This is a genomic window from Agriterribacter sp. (assembly GCF_035444585.1).
Lineage (GTDB): Bacteria > Bacteroidota > Bacteroidia > Chitinophagales > Chitinophagaceae > Agriterribacter.
Map to the genome: position 1 here is coordinate 7,796 of NZ_DAOMOZ010000048.1, position 18,033 is coordinate 25,828.

At 44.8% G+C, this 18,033-nt stretch carries 17 protein-coding genes; 10 read left to right on the forward strand and 7 right to left on the reverse strand.

Annotated features, from left to right (window positions below; all coding sequences use genetic code 11):
- Both PLH26_RS07360 and PLH26_RS07365 read left to right on the forward strand, forming a co-directional pair.
- The coding region (locus PLH26_RS07360; protein ID WP_324585360.1) for a phytanoyl-CoA dioxygenase family protein at positions 1-372 on the forward strand (372 nt) is incomplete at its 5' end.
- 34 nt (positions 373-406) lie between these two features.
- Positions 407-1,594 carry a M20 metallopeptidase family protein gene (locus PLH26_RS07365; RefSeq protein WP_324585361.1) on the forward strand — a complete coding sequence of 396 codons (1,188 nt, stop codon included), beginning with the start codon at positions 407-409 and terminating at the stop codon, positions 1,592-1,594.
- 95 nt (positions 1,595-1,689) lie between these two features.
- Here the strand turns inward: PLH26_RS07365 and PLH26_RS07370 are convergent, their stop codons facing one another.
- Entirely contained in the window at positions 1,690-2,163 is a 474-nt protein-coding gene (locus tag PLH26_RS07370; protein WP_324585362.1) for a DUF1572 family protein, read from the reverse strand.
- Positions 2,164-2,462: 299 nt separating this feature from the next.
- On the opposite strand from PLH26_RS07370, the gene rpsA reads away from it, so the two are divergent.
- The 4 genes from rpsA (at position 2,463) to PLH26_RS07390 (ending at position 6,479) form a co-directional block, all read left to right on the forward strand.
- Positions 2,463-4,406 (forward strand): 30S ribosomal protein S1, encoded by a 1,944-nt coding sequence (gene rpsA / locus PLH26_RS07375; protein ID WP_324585363.1) that lies wholly within the window; start codon positions 2,463-2,465, stop codon positions 4,404-4,406.
- A 239-nt stretch (positions 4,407-4,645) separates the two neighbouring features.
- Positions 4,646-4,879 carry a thioredoxin family protein gene (locus tag PLH26_RS07380; protein ID WP_324585364.1) on the forward strand — a complete coding sequence of 78 codons (234 nt, stop codon included), beginning with the start codon at positions 4,646-4,648 and terminating at the stop codon, positions 4,877-4,879.
- 71 nt (positions 4,880-4,950) lie between these two features.
- Positions 4,951-5,694 carry a hypothetical protein gene (locus PLH26_RS07385; RefSeq protein ID WP_324585365.1) on the forward strand — a complete coding sequence of 248 codons (744 nt, stop codon included), beginning with the start codon at positions 4,951-4,953 and terminating at the stop codon, positions 5,692-5,694.
- 173 nt (positions 5,695-5,867) lie between these two features.
- Entirely contained in the window at positions 5,868-6,479 is a 612-nt protein-coding gene (locus PLH26_RS07390) for a MarR family winged helix-turn-helix transcriptional regulator (RefSeq protein WP_324585366.1), read from the forward strand.
- A gap of 152 nt (positions 6,480-6,631) precedes the next feature.
- Here the strand turns inward: PLH26_RS07390 and PLH26_RS07395 are convergent, their stop codons facing one another.
- From PLH26_RS07395 to PLH26_RS07410, 4 genes are all read right to left on the reverse strand, one after another.
- Positions 6,632-8,590 carry a M1 family metallopeptidase gene (locus PLH26_RS07395; protein ID WP_324585367.1) on the reverse strand — a complete coding sequence of 653 codons (1,959 nt, stop codon included), beginning with the start codon at positions 8,588-8,590 and terminating at the stop codon, positions 6,632-6,634.
- Positions 8,591-8,718: 128 nt separating this feature from the next.
- On the reverse strand, positions 8,719-9,471 hold the full coding sequence (locus PLH26_RS07400) for a tetratricopeptide repeat protein (RefSeq protein WP_324585368.1): 753 nt from the start codon (positions 9,469-9,471) through the stop codon (positions 8,719-8,721).
- Between the two features lie 38 nt (positions 9,472-9,509).
- Positions 9,510-9,869, reverse strand: coding sequence for a dihydroneopterin aldolase (folB, locus tag PLH26_RS07405; RefSeq protein ID WP_324585369.1), 360 nt, complete (start codon positions 9,867-9,869; stop codon positions 9,510-9,512).
- Positions 9,870-10,049: 180 nt separating this feature from the next.
- Positions 10,050-10,358, reverse strand: coding sequence for a DUF3467 domain-containing protein (locus tag PLH26_RS07410; RefSeq protein ID WP_324585370.1), 309 nt, complete (start codon positions 10,356-10,358; stop codon positions 10,050-10,052).
- 176 nt (positions 10,359-10,534) lie between these two features.
- Here PLH26_RS07410 and PLH26_RS07415 point away from each other — a divergent pair, with 176 nt between their 5' ends.
- A complete protein-coding gene (locus PLH26_RS07415) occupies positions 10,535-12,193 on the forward strand; it encodes a DUF8614 domain-containing protein (protein WP_324585371.1) in 1,659 nt (552 codons plus the stop codon).
- A gap of 648 nt (positions 12,194-12,841) precedes the next feature.
- Here PLH26_RS07415 and PLH26_RS07420 read toward each other — a convergent pair.
- Entirely contained in the window at positions 12,842-13,597 is a 756-nt protein-coding gene (locus tag PLH26_RS07420; protein ID WP_324585372.1) for a zinc ribbon domain-containing protein, read from the reverse strand.
- 21 nt (positions 13,598-13,618) lie between these two features.
- Positions 13,619-14,716, reverse strand: coding sequence for a Nif3-like dinuclear metal center hexameric protein (locus PLH26_RS07425; RefSeq protein ID WP_324585373.1), 1,098 nt, complete (start codon positions 14,714-14,716; stop codon positions 13,619-13,621).
- Between the two features lie 56 nt (positions 14,717-14,772).
- Between PLH26_RS07425 and PLH26_RS07430 the strand changes: the two genes are divergently transcribed.
- From PLH26_RS07430 to PLH26_RS07440, 3 genes are all read left to right on the forward strand, one after another.
- Positions 14,773-15,603 carry a DUF695 domain-containing protein gene (locus PLH26_RS07430; protein WP_324585374.1) on the forward strand — a complete coding sequence of 277 codons (831 nt, stop codon included), beginning with the start codon at positions 14,773-14,775 and terminating at the stop codon, positions 15,601-15,603.
- A gap of 457 nt (positions 15,604-16,060) precedes the next feature.
- A complete protein-coding gene (locus PLH26_RS07435) occupies positions 16,061-17,521 on the forward strand; it encodes a carboxypeptidase M32 (protein WP_324585375.1) in 1,461 nt (486 codons plus the stop codon).
- 9 nt (positions 17,522-17,530) lie between these two features.
- Complete coding sequence (locus PLH26_RS07440) at positions 17,531-17,965, forward strand: hypothetical protein (RefSeq protein ID WP_324585376.1); 435 nt, start codon at positions 17,531-17,533, stop codon at positions 17,963-17,965.
- Positions 17,966-18,033: the final 68 nt, after the last annotated feature.

Here is an 18,033-nt window from a genome sequence, read left to right on the forward strand (position 1 = left end):
ACTACCGAGAACGGCTGCTTATATTATATACCGGGCAGCCATAAGTGGGGATTGTTAAAGAAACCCGAACTGGCAGGAGAGATGGATGGATTAAAGCAATTTTTAACGGAAGAGCAAAAAGCTGCTTTTAAACCCGTGCCTGTTGAACTGAAAGCCGGTTATGCCACATTCCATCACCCGCTGATGGTACACGGGTCGCATGAAAACCGTTCTAACCGTTCACGGAGGGCCTTTGTGCTCAATGTATTTAAGGAAGGCACCATTTCCAATACCGATGAAGAGTTGCTGCAGGGAGTGCCCGTTGTACCGCAGGGGCACAAAATGGAAGGTCAGTTCTTTCCGCTGTTGTTTGATCCCGCCGAAGTAAAATGATCGCGTTTATTGAAAAGCAAAGCGCCCGGAATGTATGTTAAAAGAAGAGATAAAGCAACTGTCCAAAAACATTCATCAAACGGTGATCAGTAACCGCAGGCATTTGCATGCGCATCCCGAATTGTCTTTTGAAGAATACAATACCTCGGCATTTGTAAAAGCACGGCTCGATGAAATGGGCATTACCTGGCATGCCATTGCCAATACGGGTGTGGTAGCGGTTATAGAAGGAACATTGTTTCCCGGTAAAGCTATAGCCTTACGTGCAGATATGGACGCTTTGCCCATTACTGAAGCCAACCAAACAGATTACGTTTCGCAACATAAAGGCATAATGCATGCCTGCGGTCACGATGCACACACTTCATCTCTTTTGGGCACCGCATACATATTGCAAACGCTTAAAAACAAGTTCGGCGGAACCGTAAAGCTTATTTTTCAACCGGCGGAAGAAAAGCTTCCCGGCGGCGCCAGTCTCATGATCAAAGAAGGTGTTTTGAAAGATCCCGCGCCTCAATTTGTGATCGGGCAACATGTTATGCCTTCCATTGAATGTGGTAAAATAGGAATAAGAAAAGGAAAGCTCATGGCATCTATGGATGAGTTGCTGGTTACGGTGAGGGGAAGAGGTGGTCATGGTGCCCAGCCCCATCAGAATGTTGACCCCGTTTTGATCGCTTCTCACATTATTGTTGCATTGCAGCAAATTGTGAGCCGCATGGCCAATCCTGCCAATCCAACCGTGTTGTCTTTTGGAAAGCTGGCAGCCGATGGTGCAGTTAATGTAATTCCGGATACGGTATACATGGAAGGCACATTTCGTACATTAAATGAAGACTGGCGCAATGAAGCGCATGTGCAGATAAAAAAAATGGCAGCGGGTATTGCAGAGAGCATGGGAGGCAGTTGCGATTTTATCATTAACCGCGGGTACCCGTGCCTGATCAATGAAGAAGACCTTACGGGGCAGGCAGGTGCTTTTGCGGAAGAATACGTGGGTAAGGAAAATATCATTGATCCCGGCATATGGACGGCTTCTGAAGATTTTGCCTTTTATTCACAGGTCACGGATAGCTGTTTCTATTTTCTGGGCACGGCAAATGCAGACCGGCATATTGTTTCATCGCTCCATACGCCAACGTTTGATATTGATGAAGAAGCGCTGGAGATCAGTACGGGGCTTATGGCCTACATAGCGCTTCGCCGGTTGGGAAACGGATAGCAATATCCCGGTAATCGCCGGAAGTGATAATAAACCGTTCGGGGCGAGGACGCCCCAAACAGCCCTGTTTCCAAACAGCCTTGTTTTCAGGTAATTTATTCTCCCTGATCTTCTGTTTTTGAAGTTCCGGCAATGATCCGGCGGTGATAATTGATTTGCCCGATATGATAATTTAAATGAGAGAGCAGGTATATAAGAAAATAAGTGGTATTTGTTTTTTCATCAAGGACCGGCAGTATATAATCTTTTTGTAAATCGTTTTTGGAAAGTTGCTCCAGGGCATCTGTAACAACAGAGCGTGTAACGTCAATATCTTCCAGCAGCTTGCTCCGCGGTATATTTTTTACCCTGAATTCCGCATCCCTGTTCCGCATGTAGCCTGAGTCGCCCAATACCGCCCCGATAAAATGCTGCAGGTTGCCGGTGAGATGCAGGCAGAGATTTCCCCCGCTATTGTTAATGCCTTCTTTTATTTGCCACAGTTGTTCGTCTTTAGGATAAAGGCTGATTTCTTCTTTCAGTTTGTCAAGATCTTTTTGAAAAAGAGGAATGAGATGTTGGGTGATCATACTTAAACTTTAATGTGTTGGGATACGAACGATGTTTGAAAAATTATTAAGCTGCCTTTTCATCAAATCCTATACCACATCTTTATTTGCCGCAATGTTTAATTAAATTTTTTTGCGGCCAAAAGGTAATGCAAATTTAGACTTTCTCTAAAAAAAATATTTTATCTGCAAATCATAATTATTTGATTAATAGCGGTTTAGTTATGATTTACCGTATAAAAAAATATCCATAATCCTTGCCTGTTGCGGTTGTATGTAGTACCTTTGCACTCCCAATTTAAAACCGTTGGGTTTATATCATGTCAGAAGAAAATCAAATTATTAACCTGCCTGACGGACAGGAAGGCACAAACGCTGATGTACAGGAGGCTGCCCATGAGCCTGCAGCGACAACAAATGAACCTGTAGCGGCAGTGGCTGAAGAGCCGGAAACTGCGCACGATGATTTTGACTGGAGCATTGACAAACGGAATGTTTCTTCTTATACCAAAGAAGAAAAAGAAAAGTATGATGCCGTTTATGAAGGCACTTTCAAGGCCATTACAGATAATGAAATGGTGGAAGGTATTGTGGTAGGGCTTACAAAAACCGATGTTGTAATAAATATTGGTTTTAAAAGTGACGGATTGGTCTCTCTGAATGAATTCCGCGATTTACCGGGGTTAAACGTAGGTGATACCGTTGAGGTGATGGTAGTGGAAAAGGAAGACCGGGATGGTCATCTGCACCTGAGCCGCAAGCAAGCCCGTATCACCCGCGCGTGGGAGCGCATTGTAGAAATACACAAAACCGGTGAGGTGGTAACCGGTGTGGTTACCAGTAAAACAAAAGGTGGTTTGATCGTAGATGTATTTGGCATGGAAACATTCCTGCCTGGTTCGCAGATAGATGTGAAGCCGGTTACAGACTACGACCAGTTTGTTGGTAAAACCATGGAATTTAAGGTGGTTAAGATCAATGAAACCATCAAAAATGCGGTAGTATCCCATAAGGCACTTATTGAGAGCGATATTGAAGCACAGCGTGCGGAAATTATCAGCAAGCTGGAAAAAGGCCAGGTGCTGGAAGGAACCATTAAAAACATCACAGACTTCGGTGCATTCCTCGACCTTGGCGGGCTGGATGGGTTACTGTATATAACCGACATCAGTTGGGGACGCATCAGCCATCCGAGCGAAGTACTGAAGATGGATCAGAAGCTGAATGTGGTGGTTCTGGATTTTGACGATGACAAAAAGCGCATCAGCCTGGGGTTGAAGCAGCTTACACCACATCCGTGGGATACGCTGCCTGAACCGGTGGCAGAAGGCAAAGTGGTGAAAGGCAAGGTGGTGAATATTGAAGATTACGGCGCTTTTCTTGAAATATTACCCGGTGTGGAAGGTTTGGTGCATGTAAGTGAAATAACCTGGGCCAATACGCCTATCAATGCCAAGGAATTCTTTAAGTTAGGAGATGAGCATGAAGCCAAGATCGTAACACTTGACAAGGATTCAAGGAAGATGAGTTTATCTATTAAGCAGCTTACACCTGATCCCTGGAATGAAATTGAGACCAAGTATCCGGTTGACAGCCGCCATAAAGGGTTGGTAAAAAATATCACTCCCTACGGTGTATTTGTTGAACTGGAGCCGGGCATTGGCGGCATGATCCACATCAGCGACCTGAGCTGGCTGAAACGTTTCAATCACCCAAGTGAATATACCAAAGTGGGAACCGATATTGATGTGGTGATCCTTGGTATTGATAAAGACAATCGTAAACTGCAGTTAGGACATAAGCAACTGGAAGAAGATCCATGGAATGCTTTGCAGGATACTTTTGCAGTAGGTTCTGTTCATGAAGGTGCGGTAACACGCAGGGATGAAAAGGGCGCTATTGTTCAATTGCCTTACGGATTGGAAGGATTTGCACCCAACCGCCATCTCCTGAAAGAAGATGGAAAAACAGTCGGCGCCGATGAAACCAGCCAGTTTGTAGTGATTGAATTCGACAGGAATGAGAAACGCATCGTGTTGAGCCACACCCGCATTTGGGAACAGGCAAAGGCCGATGAAAGAGAAGCGGAAAACAAAGAGCGGAAAGCAGAAGCTGCCAAAACCAAAAAAGCCGTAAAGGATATACAGGGTAAAGTTGAAAAAACTACCCTGGGCGACCTGGGCGTTCTTGCAGAACTGAAGAAAAAGATGGAACAGGGGGGCGGCGAAGCTCCAGCCCCCGGCGAAAAGCCGGCAGCAGAGTAGCTGTACCTTTGTTCCGGCAAAATATAAATCCGTCATGTGTAGGAGCATGGCGGATTTTTTTATGCGGCACAGATAAAGGAAATCAGCAAAATGTAAGCGCTGCCTCCGGTTGCCGTGCATCGGCATTCTTTAGGAACACAGATTAAAATAAAAAAATCCGGTTTAAATTTGATATAGTTAGGATTCCTAACTATTTTTGAACCGGCTATATTGCCGACAACAAAATTAAATACAGTAAAATGAGCAAAACTATTTTTTATCATGCCGGATGCCCTGTTTGCATAAGTGCCGAACACGACATTATTGATCTTATTGGAGTGGAAAATGTGGAGGTGGTCCACATCGGAGAAAACAGGAGCAGGATTGAAGAAGCGGAAAGGTCGGGCGTAAAATCTGTGCCCGCTTTGGTAACTCCCAACGGCAATGTGCTTCACATCAACTTTGGCGCTTCTATGGCTGAAGTTAAAGGGTAAAATTTATTTCGGATGGTCAGGGATCACATGGAACAGGAATCCCTGGCCATTTAATTTTAAAAATCTATACGATGAAACAAATATTCATTGCAGCACTTGGTTCACTGGTGGCGTTCAAAGCATTTCCCTGCGACAAATGCGGAAGCTACGATAACAGTGACTTTCAGATTACAGATGTAAGCGTAGCACACAATATCGAAATTGGTGCAACCGTGTGGGAGATGAAGGTAAAAGGCAGTGCCGGGAAAACAACCCCCACACCGGTAGGCCGGCTTAACGGGGCTCCTGTTCTTGGCTACGTTTTTCCTACTACGTTAAAATCTGAGGATGTGGGATTTAGCCATACCGAAGGGATCGTTGCGCTTGCACTTACCTCTCATCCCGACTTTGATGATACCCCGCTTTGGGATGAAAGCGCAGATGGGAAATATGACAATGACGGTATTATCTGGCATCCCCACTGGGTGGTGCTTACAGAAGATAAGCGGGTAGATGGCGGCCTGGCAGTTAAGCAGTTCAACCCCGGTGACTCCGGTGTGAAGCTCCCGCCTACCAACCCGGGAATGCCCATGTATATGGATTCGCCGGGCTACCAGGTAGTTACAAAAGGAAATCTCATCAGGGTTATTGTTCCTGACTACCGGATCAGCAACAAGACCAATTTTTCATTTGACGGTGTTGCCGCCTATATGCAGGTAAACACGGGTTCAGGTGGCAACCACGGCAGTTCGGATATGCCAATGCTGGGAGTTTATAAAGTGTATTCGGTAGCCAGCGGTAACTTATCCCTGCCTTATCGCGTACAAAATAACTAAAATTTGTCTTGTATAGTTAGGAGTCCTATCTTTATAGAAGCAAAAGAGCAGAAAAACCAGCCGCCGGCTTTCTGGTGAGTGCAGGTCTTGTCGTATAGAAACGGCGAAGCCTGGGCAGGGAACTGCCCGGGTGAGAAGGGATATTACATATATTAAATGGAAAACTGTAATTAATGGAGAAATCGGATTTTGACCTGCAACACCAGAACCAGAGCCCCGAAAGCAGGATAGTGGCTGCCCTGGAAAAAATATCCCAGGCTTTTCGTGTTTTGCTGTGGCACGAAAGCAGAGATTTTGCATTAAGCCCCATACAGGTGCAGGTATTGATCTTTTTGCTGTATCACAGCGAAGAAAAACGAAAAGTGAGCTACCTGGCAGGTGAGTTCAACATGACCAAAGCCACCATCAGCGACACCATAAAAGCGCTCGGTCAAAAGGGGCTGATAAAAAAAGCACACGAGCCGAACGACACCCGGAGCTATATTATGCATCTCACGGAAAGGGGGCGGGAGATAGCAGAAAAAGCTTCTCTTTTTACCCGTGAAATTCATGTTCCTGTTGATAAGTTGCATCCCGATGATAAAGAGAACCTGCTGCTGAGCCTCCTCAACATCATCCGGCATTTGAACAGGGCCGGTATCATTACTCCACAGCGGATGTGCATGAACTGTGCCTATTATGAATCATCCGGCAACGGGCAAAAGCATTTTTGTAAGTTGCTGAACCAAAATCTGGAGGTTACGGATCTGCGCATAGACTGCCCCGAATACAAAATGAAAGCATGATGGAACGACATGCGGTCGGTACGCGACAAAGGAGCGTCAGACCGCATGTCATTTCAGGCAAGTGGCTGATTCAGCGGTGGTGTTCTTCTTTTCTATTGTGCCTATGTGTTTTGTTTTAAACAAACCGGACTTCATTCCAAACATTACACCGGTCATTTTGCCCAGGTATTGTTTGAATTATCAACATCGGGAAATATATGATCGGGGTCAATGACTACTTTATTTAAAACTTCACCCGTATTTATTTTAAACGTCCATGAATTGTTATTCTGCCAGATCTCAACAGGAAGTGTTTTCCTCCCGGTTTTTCCACTTACGGTAGTGTATTCAACAACAACAGGCATTGCCATTTGTGCCGCATTTTCTATGCTTATCAAAGCTCCCTGCTTTGGGTCACCGTTTACGTATTCCACGTTCGTCACCGCCTGGTCTAATGCATAGTTGTTCAGGATCATACCTTTCCAGAACCATGCTAAGTCTTCACCGGCGCTGTTTTCCATGCTGCGGAAAAAATCCCAGGGCGTAGGATGCTTATAAGCCCAGTCTCTGATGTATTTTTTAAAGGCATAATCAAACCTGTCGTGCCCTAAGATCTGGTCACGCAACAGTTCCAGCGCGTAGCCGGGTTTGTAGTACAGCAGGTTGCCGATGTTTCTTTCTTTCATTGCGTCCGGAGTGTTGTATACCGGCTCCGACTGCGGTCCAAACATGTAGCCGATCCCGTGGGGGTCTCTTTTCCGTTGTTTATATTCGCCGTTATTGAAGTCGGCTGTGGAAATACCGTTAATAAAAGTGTTGAAACCTTCATCCATCCAGCCGTACCTTCTTTCATTGCTGCCAACGATCATCGGGAACCATGTATGCCCGAACTCATGATCGGTTACGCCCCACAATCCCGAACCGGTGGCCCTTGCCCCGCAAAACACAATGCCGGGGTATTCCATTCCACCTACATTGCTGGCCACGTTTACGGCCGAGTAATAAGGATAAGCAAGCCAGCGCTTCGAATAATTTTCTATGGAAGCCCTGGTATATTCAGTAGACCGGCCCCAGGCACCCTTGCCATCAGATTCAACCGGATACACCGACATTGCCAGTCCTTTTTTGCCTTCGGGAAGATTGATCCTTGCCGCATCCCAGATGAATGACCTGGATGCTGCCCATGCAAAATCGCGTGCATTAGCGATCTTAAAATTCCAGGTAAGGGTTTGTTTTCCCGGCTGCGTTTTTGCTTTGGTTACTTCATCTTTTCCGCGAATGATAACCGTTTTGTCACTTTCTTTGGCCCGGTTATACCGCTGCAGTTGTTGTGCTGTTAGTACTTCTTCTGGATTTTGTAACTCTCCTGAGCCCACCACGATCATGCCCGATGGAGCGGTAATGTTCACATCAAAGTCGCCGTATTCTAAATAGAACTCACCGGCTCCCAGGTACGGATCAGTGTTCCATCCCCTTATATCGTCAAATACGCACATGCGGGGATACCATTGCGCTACAGAAAAAATATCTCCGTTAGCGGTATTTAAAATGCCTGTTCTGTCGGCGCCGTATTGTGGTATGGTATAACTATAGGCTATTTTAAGTTTCAGTTCACCGCCTTTTGGCACGAGTGGCTTATCAAGCCGCACCTGCATACGTGTATCTGTTATTATGTAACTGGCGTTGGTTTGTGTTTGCCCGTTAACCAGTTTAACAGACTGAAGCCGGAACCCGCCTTTAAATTCGCTGTTGGCGTCTCCATACCGGCTGTGCCCGGTTGCCGGTATTTTGGCATGGCCCCTTGAGGTATCATTAAATAAATTTTGATCCAGTTGCAGCCATAGGTAGGGAAGCTCTTGCGGGCTGTTGTTTGTATAATCGAGGGTAACCGTTGCCGTTACTTCATTTTTGCTGTCGTTCAGCACGGCATCAATCCGGTAGCTGGCTTTGTTTTGCCAGTAGGCAGGCCCGGGTTCACCGTTTGCTGCGCGGTATTCATTGCCGTTATAAGTATAAAAGAGCGGAGAGAACAATGCATGGTAATCAAAACCTGAACCTGTTGCAGGCTGTACCTGCGCCATCAGTTCCATAGAGGTGAAAGCTGTAATTAAGATCAGTAAACTTTTCTTCATTGTCTGTCTTTTTTGTGCAGCTGGTGTTGCCGGTATAACGGCATATTCCCGGTGCTGCTTATTTAAATTGTATGGCTGAAAATAGGTAAAACGGTCAACCTGAATCTGCTTATTTTACAAATGGTATGTTATTGCAGGGAAGCCAGCAGTGTTCTGCCTTCTGCCTTCAGCGATTCATCATCACCGGTTCGGGGTGGCATTTTTACCATTTTTTTGAGCACATCTATTGCCTTGCCGGTGCTGTGATTTTTTACATAAGTATTGGCCAGGTCGAGGTAGTTGACCAGCATCCACGGATTGGCGGTCCGGGCCTTCTCAAAATTCAGTATAGCAGCCTCAAGCGAAGCTTTTGGCATTCCTCCGAACAGTACTTTAACAGCGGCTTTTTCGGCTACGTTGAGGTCGTAAATTTCAATATTCCATTTGCCTGTTATATACAACGCCCCGGCATGGTTGGGATTGAACAGCAAAGCAGAATCAGCATAATACTTCATATCTCTCAAACAGGCAGCCCTTTCTTTACCTTTGGTTACGGTAGCCATTTTCATAGCGGCATAAGCCATTGTGTAATTGGCGTCTGCGTAGTCCTGCTTTTGGTTTAACGCTGCTTCAGCATAAGATTTTGCTGTAGTAAAGTATTCCGTTTTCTTATTATCATCTTTAAACCTGCTGCCGATCCTCCCTGTAAGTTCAGCCGCCCTGCATAATGCTTTAACATTGGAAGGCTGGATCTTCAATACAGAGATATATGTATCCAGCGCTTCTGTTTCCTTTAAATTTTTTTCGAGCTTTGCCGCCTCCGCTAAAACAGGTTCCATATCCTGCGTATATACCATACAGGCAAACAACAATGCTATTACAGATAAAATGCCATATTTCATGATCGAATACTGGTTTTGAATGATGAGTGATAGTAATACTAACCCGGATACTGTTTATTATAGGTAACGCTGGTTTCACCCTGAAAATTAAGCAGGGGTGGGTTAATTTTGCTTACAGAAACGTTAATTTCATATACTAAGGGAAATTGCTTTTTAACCTGTTGTGCAATATCCATTGCTATGGTTTCCAGCAGGGGTTCGGGAATAGCCATCCTGTCTTTTACCAACTGGTACAATACAGCGTAATTTACGGTATCCTGCAAACGGGTGATCATTTCCACCGTTTCATTAAAATATACATCCATGGTTACTTCAAAGTCATTGCCCGTAGACCTTTCTTCTTTGTATAAACCATGAAAGCCGTGAAATTTTAGGTTATGGAGAGAAATTTTTAGCATAGAGGTATGAGGTATGAGGTACAGGGTATAGGGATCGGCAATTAGCTATCAGCAGCCAGCTTTCCTCACCTCGCACTTCTTCACCTTTCACTCTTCACGTCATGAAACGACAAACGTGAGGCATTACTTCCATTCATTCTTTACTGTTCCCCTCACTACTTACTGCCTGCTATCCTCTGTTTACGCCTGCGCAGTGGGTCCTCCGAAATTCATGGGTATCTGTATTTCTTCGATATCCTGTATGGGTCCGTTGGCTGCTTCAAAACGCTTTACATTATCCACAAGAGCTTTCATAAAACGTTTGGCATGCTGGGGCGTAAGAATGATCCTTGACTTTACTTTACTTTTGGGGGTGCCGGGCATTACATTCACGAAATCCACCACAAATTCGGCATGGCTGTGCGTAATTATAGCAAGATTGGCATAAATGCCTTCCGCGATCTCTTCAGAAATTTCTATGTTAAGCTGATTGGGTTGCTGATCTGCCATGATGGTTGTTTGTGCAAATGTAGTTAAGATTTGAGATTTAAGATTTGAGATTTCATTTCGCTTTGGATTTTGCAATTTATCCGCACCGGCAGAAAGGTTTGTTATTTGTTTTTTGCGATTTGGCGCTTTGCGTTCTTCCTTAATCCCTACATTTGGCTTTCTAAAATAAAATCACTATGAAACCATACGCCTTTTTCGCATTAAGCATCGCCGCAGGCATATTACTATCCTGCAATGGCAGCAATAGCACAACTGCAACAAATGAGCAAACAAGAGATTCATCCATGACTTATATACAGCAGAGGTTGGCCTCCTATGAAAAGGTAAAATTAACAACCGATCTGAATCAGCTTACCCAAAAAGAAAAACAGATGCTGCCCCTGCTCATTGAAGCTGCCCGCGTTATGGACGACCTGTTCTGGATCCAGGCTTACGGGAATAAAGACAGTTTGCTGAATGCTACTGCCGACGAGTCGACCCGGCAGTTTATCGCCATCAATTACGGACCGTGGGACAGGCTGAAGAACGACACGCCTTTTATTGCGGGTGCAGGCGTTAAGCCGCCGGGTGCTAATTTTTATCCCGGAGATATGACCAAAGATGAATTTGAAAAAGCCGATATAAAAGATAAGCAGGGATTGTATTCTGTTGTTAAGCGTGATGCTGCCGGTAAGCTGTATTCGGTACCTTATCACCGGGAATATAAAACACAGTTGGAAAAAGCAGCTTCATTGCTGAAACAGGCGGCAGCGCTTGCGGAAGATGCGGGGTTGAAAAAATATCTGCAACTGAGGGCTGAAGCGTTTATTACCGGTAAGTATGCTGCCAGCGATATAGCCTGGATGGATATGAAGACAAATGGTATTGATTTTATTGTAGGTCCTATTGAAAATTATGAAGATAAACTGTTCAATTACCGTGCATCTTTTGAAGCCTACCTACTGGTAAAGGATAAGGACTGGAGCAGGCGCCTTGCCAAATATGTTGCCATGTTGCCTGAGTTGCAGGACGAACTTCCGGTGGAAAGAAAATACAGGTCAGAAAGGCCGGGCACCGAATCGGAGCTGAATGCTTATGATGTTATTTACTATGCAGGCGATTGCAATGCGGGTTCCAAGACCATTGCCGTTAATTTGCCCAACGATGAAACCATACAAAAAACAAAGGGTACCCGCCGTTCGCAACTTAAAAATGCCATGCGGGCCAAATTCGACAGGATACTGATGCCCGTTGCAGGTGAGCTTATTGACGCTTCACAATTGCCTAAAATCACATTCGATGCTTTTTTCTCCAATGTGATGTTTCATGAAGTAGCGCATGGGCTGGGTATTAAAACAACTGTAAATGGTAAAGGAACTGTAAGGGCAGCTTTGCAGGAACAGCAGTCATGGATTGAGGAAGCCAAGGCAGATATCCTGGGCTTATATATGGTAACGAAGCTGGTACAAAAAGGGGAGCTGGAGGGTGATATTGAAGGGTACTATACCACATATATGGCAGGTATCCTGCGTTCTGTGCGTTTTGGCGCCGCCAGTGCCCACGGTAAGGCCAATATGCTCAACTTTAATTTCTTCCAGGAAAAAGGGGCCTTTGAAAAAACAAATGAGGGACGGTATAAAGTAAATTATGAAAAGTTCCGCACGGCGATGAATGACCTTGGAGCACTGATCCTCACTTTACAGGGCAATGGCGATAAAGCAGGTGTGGAAGCGCTGCAAAAAGAGAAAAGCGTTATTAAGGCTGGGCTGCAGGCAGACCTTGATGCATTACAGCAAAAAGGAATACCCGTGGATATTGTTTTTGAACAGGGGCTTGAAGTGCTGGGATTGAAATAGGAAATATTAAATCTGGGGATGCGGCCGGCACCCCACGTAAGGAGGGTCAGCACCGCAACCGGACGCAAAGCACAGGAGACAAATAGCAAATATCAAATAAAATCCGAAGCCGTAAGCTCTAAATCCGAAGCCGGATACGCCGATAAATAATATGATCCGCCTCTCCATCAGGAGATTACTTCCACCTTTTAAAATATTACGCAGTACTCAGATCAGTTTAAGGTCTCGTAATGACGTTTAAGTACCAAAATCCGAAAATGCGGCCGGCACCCGACGCAAGGAGGGTCAGCACCGCAACGGAGCGCAAAGCACCAGGAGACAAATAGCAAATACCAAATAAAAGCCGAAGCCATAAGCTCTAAATCCGAAGCCATAAGCTCTAAATCCGAAGCCGGATACGCCGATAAATAATATGATCCGCCTCTCCATTAGGAGATTACTTCCACCTCTTAAAATATTACGCAGTACTCAGATCAGTTTAAGGTCTCGTAATGACGTTTAAGTACCAAAATCCGAAAATGCGGTCGGCACCCGACGAAAGGAGGGTCAGCACCGCATGGGAAAGAATATTCAGCCTGTCATTAGTAGTTTGCCCGCCTGAAAGCTGGCAGCTCATAGCTGACAATCCACCCAAAGGCGCTCCTTATTTTACTGTACTTCAGTGCTGTGGTAAAGCTCTTCGTCAATGAGAATGCGGCCACAGTTCTCGCACACGATGATCTTTTTGTGCTGGCGTATTTCGCTCTGGCGTTGTGGCGGAATGGCATTGAAGCAACCGCCGCATGCATCTCTCTGCACAGGCACAATAGCCAGGCCGTTGCGGTAACTGTTGCGGATCCTTTCATAAGATGCCAGCAGGCGGGGCTCAACCTTTTCGCGGGCTTCGGAAGATATTTTATGAAACTCGTTCTCCTCTTTTTCTGTATCGCCTATTATTTTTTCAAGCTCTCCTTTTTTATGTTTTAGAACACCTTCTTTGGCAGCCACCGCTTTTTTGGCGTTTTCCAAAAGGCGGGCCTTATCGCCGATTTCTTCATTTGCATCTTTTATGTGCTTTTCCGCCAGTTTTATCTCGAGGCTCTGCAGTTCCATTTCTTTGGTGATGGCCTCAAATTCCCGGTTGTTCTTTACATTTTCACTTTGCTTCTCATATTTCTTCACCAGCGCCTGGGCATCTTTGATGATGTTCTTCTTTTGCTCAATAAATTCCTGGATACCATTGATCTCTTCTTCTACACGGGTTTGCCTGGCATGAAGCCCGTGTATTTCATCTTCAAGGTCGTGTACTTCCATAGGAAGTTCTCCTTTCAGTATTTTAATCTCATCTAATTTGGAATCTATTTTTTGCAAAGAAACAAGTGAAGAAAGCTTTTCTTCCACGGAGAATTCTTTTACGTTGGCCATATGATCTATACGATTTATGAATTAAGCGTAATAAAAGACCGGGTTGGTATTTACCGCTGTTTTTAGGACGGCAAAGGTAGGAAATTTTTCCAGCAAAATATCATGCAATAAGTCAACTGTGTATTGCTCGCTCTCAAAATGCCCAATATCGGCTATTATCATCCGGTTATCAGCGTCAAAAAATTCATGGTATTTAATATCGGCGCTAATGAAAATATCGGCATCTGAATATAATGCTTTGGAAACCAGGAAGCTACCTGCGCCTCCACAAAGGGCTACCTGTTGTATGGCCCTGCCTGTGAGTTGAGTATGGCGGATAACCTGAAGCTGAAAGCGATCTTTTAAAAAAGCCAAAAAAGTCTTTTCTTCCATAGCCTCAGGCAGGGAACCCGTAACACCCGATCCGGTATACCGATGTGTATTTTCAAGCCCGATCACGTCATAGGCTGGCTCCTCATAAGGATGGGCGGCTATAAGCGCCTGTACAAGCCTTTGTTCCAGCCATGCAGGAAATATCACCTCAACCTTTACTTCTTTTTCATAATGAAGTTCACCCGCACTACCGGTAAAAGGATGTGTGCCTTCTTCTCCTTTAAAAGTTCCCCAACCCTGCGTATTGAAGCTGCACTGACTGTAATTGCCGATATGCCCGCCCCCCGCATTAAATAAAGCTGCTCTCAGGTTTTGTGCATGCTCAACTGGCACAAAGCTGTAAAGCTTCTTAAGCACTCCCGCTTTGGGCAGCAATACCGACCGGTTGATCAGCCCCAGCCGGTCCGCCATTCTCCCGTTTACGCCGGTAATGATATTGTCGAGATTGGTGTGCATGGCATAAACCGCTATATCATGTTTGATGGCTTTTATGATGGTACGTTCCACGTAGCTTTTGCCTGTAATGCGTTTCAATCCTTTAAAAATAACCGGATGATGCGCTACAACAAGGTTGCACCTGCGGCTGATCGCTTCATCAACAACGGCTTCTGTTGCGTCGAGCGAACAAAGCACGCCTGTACATTCCTGCTGTTCATTGCCTGTAAGTAAGCCGGCATTGTCATAAGGTTCCTGCAGGGATGGAGAAGCTGTATTTTCCAAAACGTTAATGATGTCCTTAATTTTCATAACTCTTCAAAAAGTAATATAAAAATAGCCATTACTTTGCTGCGAAATCATTTTTCGTGTTCACAGGCACCGTCATACAAAAATTGTGTCTCCTTTTATTGGCCGGCATACTGCTGGTGCGGGCGAATGCCCAGGAGCATAAGGGAAACTGGGACGCCTATGTGGTGCATATCGATCATAAACCCGTGTCGGTTGTGGTTGATCTCGATTTCGGCACATCCCCTGAAGCAAAGGAAAAGCGGAATGTAATTATTGTACGGCTGAATATCAATGATGTACAGACCGACGGTATGCCTGTGCGAAGTGAAATAAGAACATTAGACAGCATAGAGAACGGGCTGGCGAACCATTTAAAAACTGTTTTGAATGCGGTCTATACCGGTCGTTATACGCAGAATGGGAAGAGGGATTTTTATTTTTACAGCAATGACACTTCTCATTATAAGCAGCATATAAAAACCGTTTTACAAAACTTCTCTTCTTATACCTGGACCGTTTCCGCAAGCCGTGATGCTGAACTGGGCAATTATCTTAATGTATTGTATCCCACCCAAAAAGAAATGGAGCATATGCAGAACAGGCGTGTGGTAGACGACCTGCGGCAAAGAGGCGATGCGCTGACCGCCCCCCGCAAAGTAGAGCACTATGTTTTTTTTAAAACGGAGTCGGGCAGGAAAAAGTTTGCAAGGGTTGTGCAGGACAGTGGTTTTGTTGTAGAAAATGCAGGTAAGGAAATGGGGGTGAAAGATCGTCCTTACAGTTTGCATATTTCAAGAACGGACAAGGTGGATTATAACAGCATAGATAAGGTAAGCATATACCTGTGGGAGACGGCTATGCGTTATTTTGGAAAATACGACGGATGGGAGACCTTTGTGGTAAAGTAAACGCAACCTGTCAGTACCGCAGGACCGTTGCGATGTTGAGCTGTCCTAACAGGTTTTAAGAATGTGAAAATGAGGCGGCCGGTACGCGAAGAAGGAGCGTCAGACCGCGGTTAATGTGGTGTAAAAAAAGAATTATGCAATCAATCACAGTGATAAGTACCTTCAATTTTTGTATTAAGTAATATTAGTTGGAAGCTACAGAATATGATAAAGTAACAGTGGTACAGACTCATTGCATATTTATCAGGGATAATAGCTGAAAATACAGTAGTGCTGTAGCTAAATCAAGGCGTGTGCACGGATGTGTTGTATCCTCATCCGTGCTTGAACTTTTTGTTACTTTTTCTTTCAAGAGAAAAAGTAAAAATATTTATTAAAGAGACAAAAAAGCAAAGCATTAGCTTACCTGATCCATCGTATGACATCTCAACAACTATATGAGCAATACACTGCTCAAATGCGTAAGATTGCCGATGTAAAATATGCATTGGCGGTTTTGCAATGGGACCAGGAAACGTATCTGCCCGCCAAAGGGGCTACACTCCGCGGGCAACAAATGGCTACGCTCAGCGAAATAGCGCACCAGCTATTTGCCGATGAAAAATTAGGGGCATTACTAAACGATCTGTGGGCAGCAGGTGAACTTACATTTGCACAGCAACGCAATGTGGCGTTAACACTTGAAGACTATAAAAAGAATAAAAAATATACCTCTGCCTTTGTTCGGAAGCTTTCTGAATCAACCACAAGAAGTTATCACGCATGGATAGAAGCGCGGAAGCAAAATGATTTCCGTGTTTTTGAAAAAAGCCTCGGCGACCTCGTAAGCCTTAAAAAAGAAGAAGCACATATATTGGGGTTTAAGCAGCATCCTTATGATGCATTGTTGAATGAATTTGAGAAGGGTGCAACGGTGGCCTGGCTGGATACGGTGTTTGATGAACTGCAGCCGCCTTTAAAAGCATTGCTTTCAACCATCACGCAGCGGCCTCAGCCCGACGACGATTTTTTACACCAGCATTTTGAAAAAGATGCGCAATGGAAATTCGGGCTGGAGATGCTGAAGCGGATGGGCTATGATTTTGAAGCAGGCAGGCAGGATATTTCCGAACATCCTTTTACCACCAGCTTTAATGCCACGGATGTACGGGTTACCACCCGGATTGACGAAAATGATTTTACTTCCATGACCTGGAGCTGTTTGCATGAAGGCGGTCATGCCCTGTATGAGCAGGGGTTGCCGGCAGAACAATACGGATTGCCGCTCGGCGAATATTGTTCGCTGGGCATACATGAATCGCAAAGCCGCCTGTGGGAAAACTGCATTGGCAGGAGCAGGGCTTTTATAGAGTATAATATCCCGCTTATCCGGCAATACTTCCCACAACTGAAGCAGGCCGGTCCCCAACAATTATTTGCCGCCATAAATAAAGTAAAGCCTTCACTTATCCGCACTGAAGCCGATGAACTGACCTATCATTTTCATGTAATGATCCGTTATACGCTGGAGAAAAAGCTGATAGAAGGTAGCCTGGCAACAAAAGACATTCCGCTGTTCTGGAACGGATCATACAAACAACTGCTTGGTGTTGATGTGCCCGATGATAAAAACGGCTGTCTGCAGGATATTCACTGGAGCCATGGCAGTTTTGGCTATTTTCCCACTTACAGCCTGGGAAGTTTTTATGCAGCACAGTTTTTTGCCGGCATTCTAAATACATACCCCGGCTTATCAGATCAGGTGGCTGAAGGTGATTATTCGAATGTCCATCAATGGCTGCAAACACATGTATATCAATACGGGAGAGCATACACCAGCAGTGAATTATGCAATAAAATAACCGGTGAACCGTTGCAATTGAAGTATTTTATCCAGTATCTTACTGATAAATATAAAGCGGTATATCACTTTGATTAAATAGGTTTTATGAGAAAATTTCGTGTTTGTTGCGGATTACTGATTTTGCTGGTTTTTTCATTGGGCGGACTTCAGTGTAAAAAAGTGAAGGAAGACCTCGGGAAAAAATTCATCATAAACGCCATGACAAGCGGCCTGTGGATCGTGCAGGTTTTCACAGACGACAATGTTGACATTACTGCAGATTTCGTTGATTATGAATTTCAGTTCAAGGAAGACGGGAAAGTATTTGCTATAAAAACCGGAACAGCGGAACAGGTACAGGGTACCTGGGAAGGGAATGTAAATGATCTGACCATATCCTCTGATTTCCCCGGTGCGGGAGAACCTTTGCTAAGGCTCAATGATACCTGGAAGATCACCAATAATACGACGAAACTGGTTGAGGCCAAACCTTTTAATCCTGCCCGCACGGCCTATCTTAAACTGGTAAAAAAAGTTTAAATGACAGGGGCTGAAATCCCAACTTTTCCCTGTAGATCAACGTATATAACCACAACGTTCAATCTTTT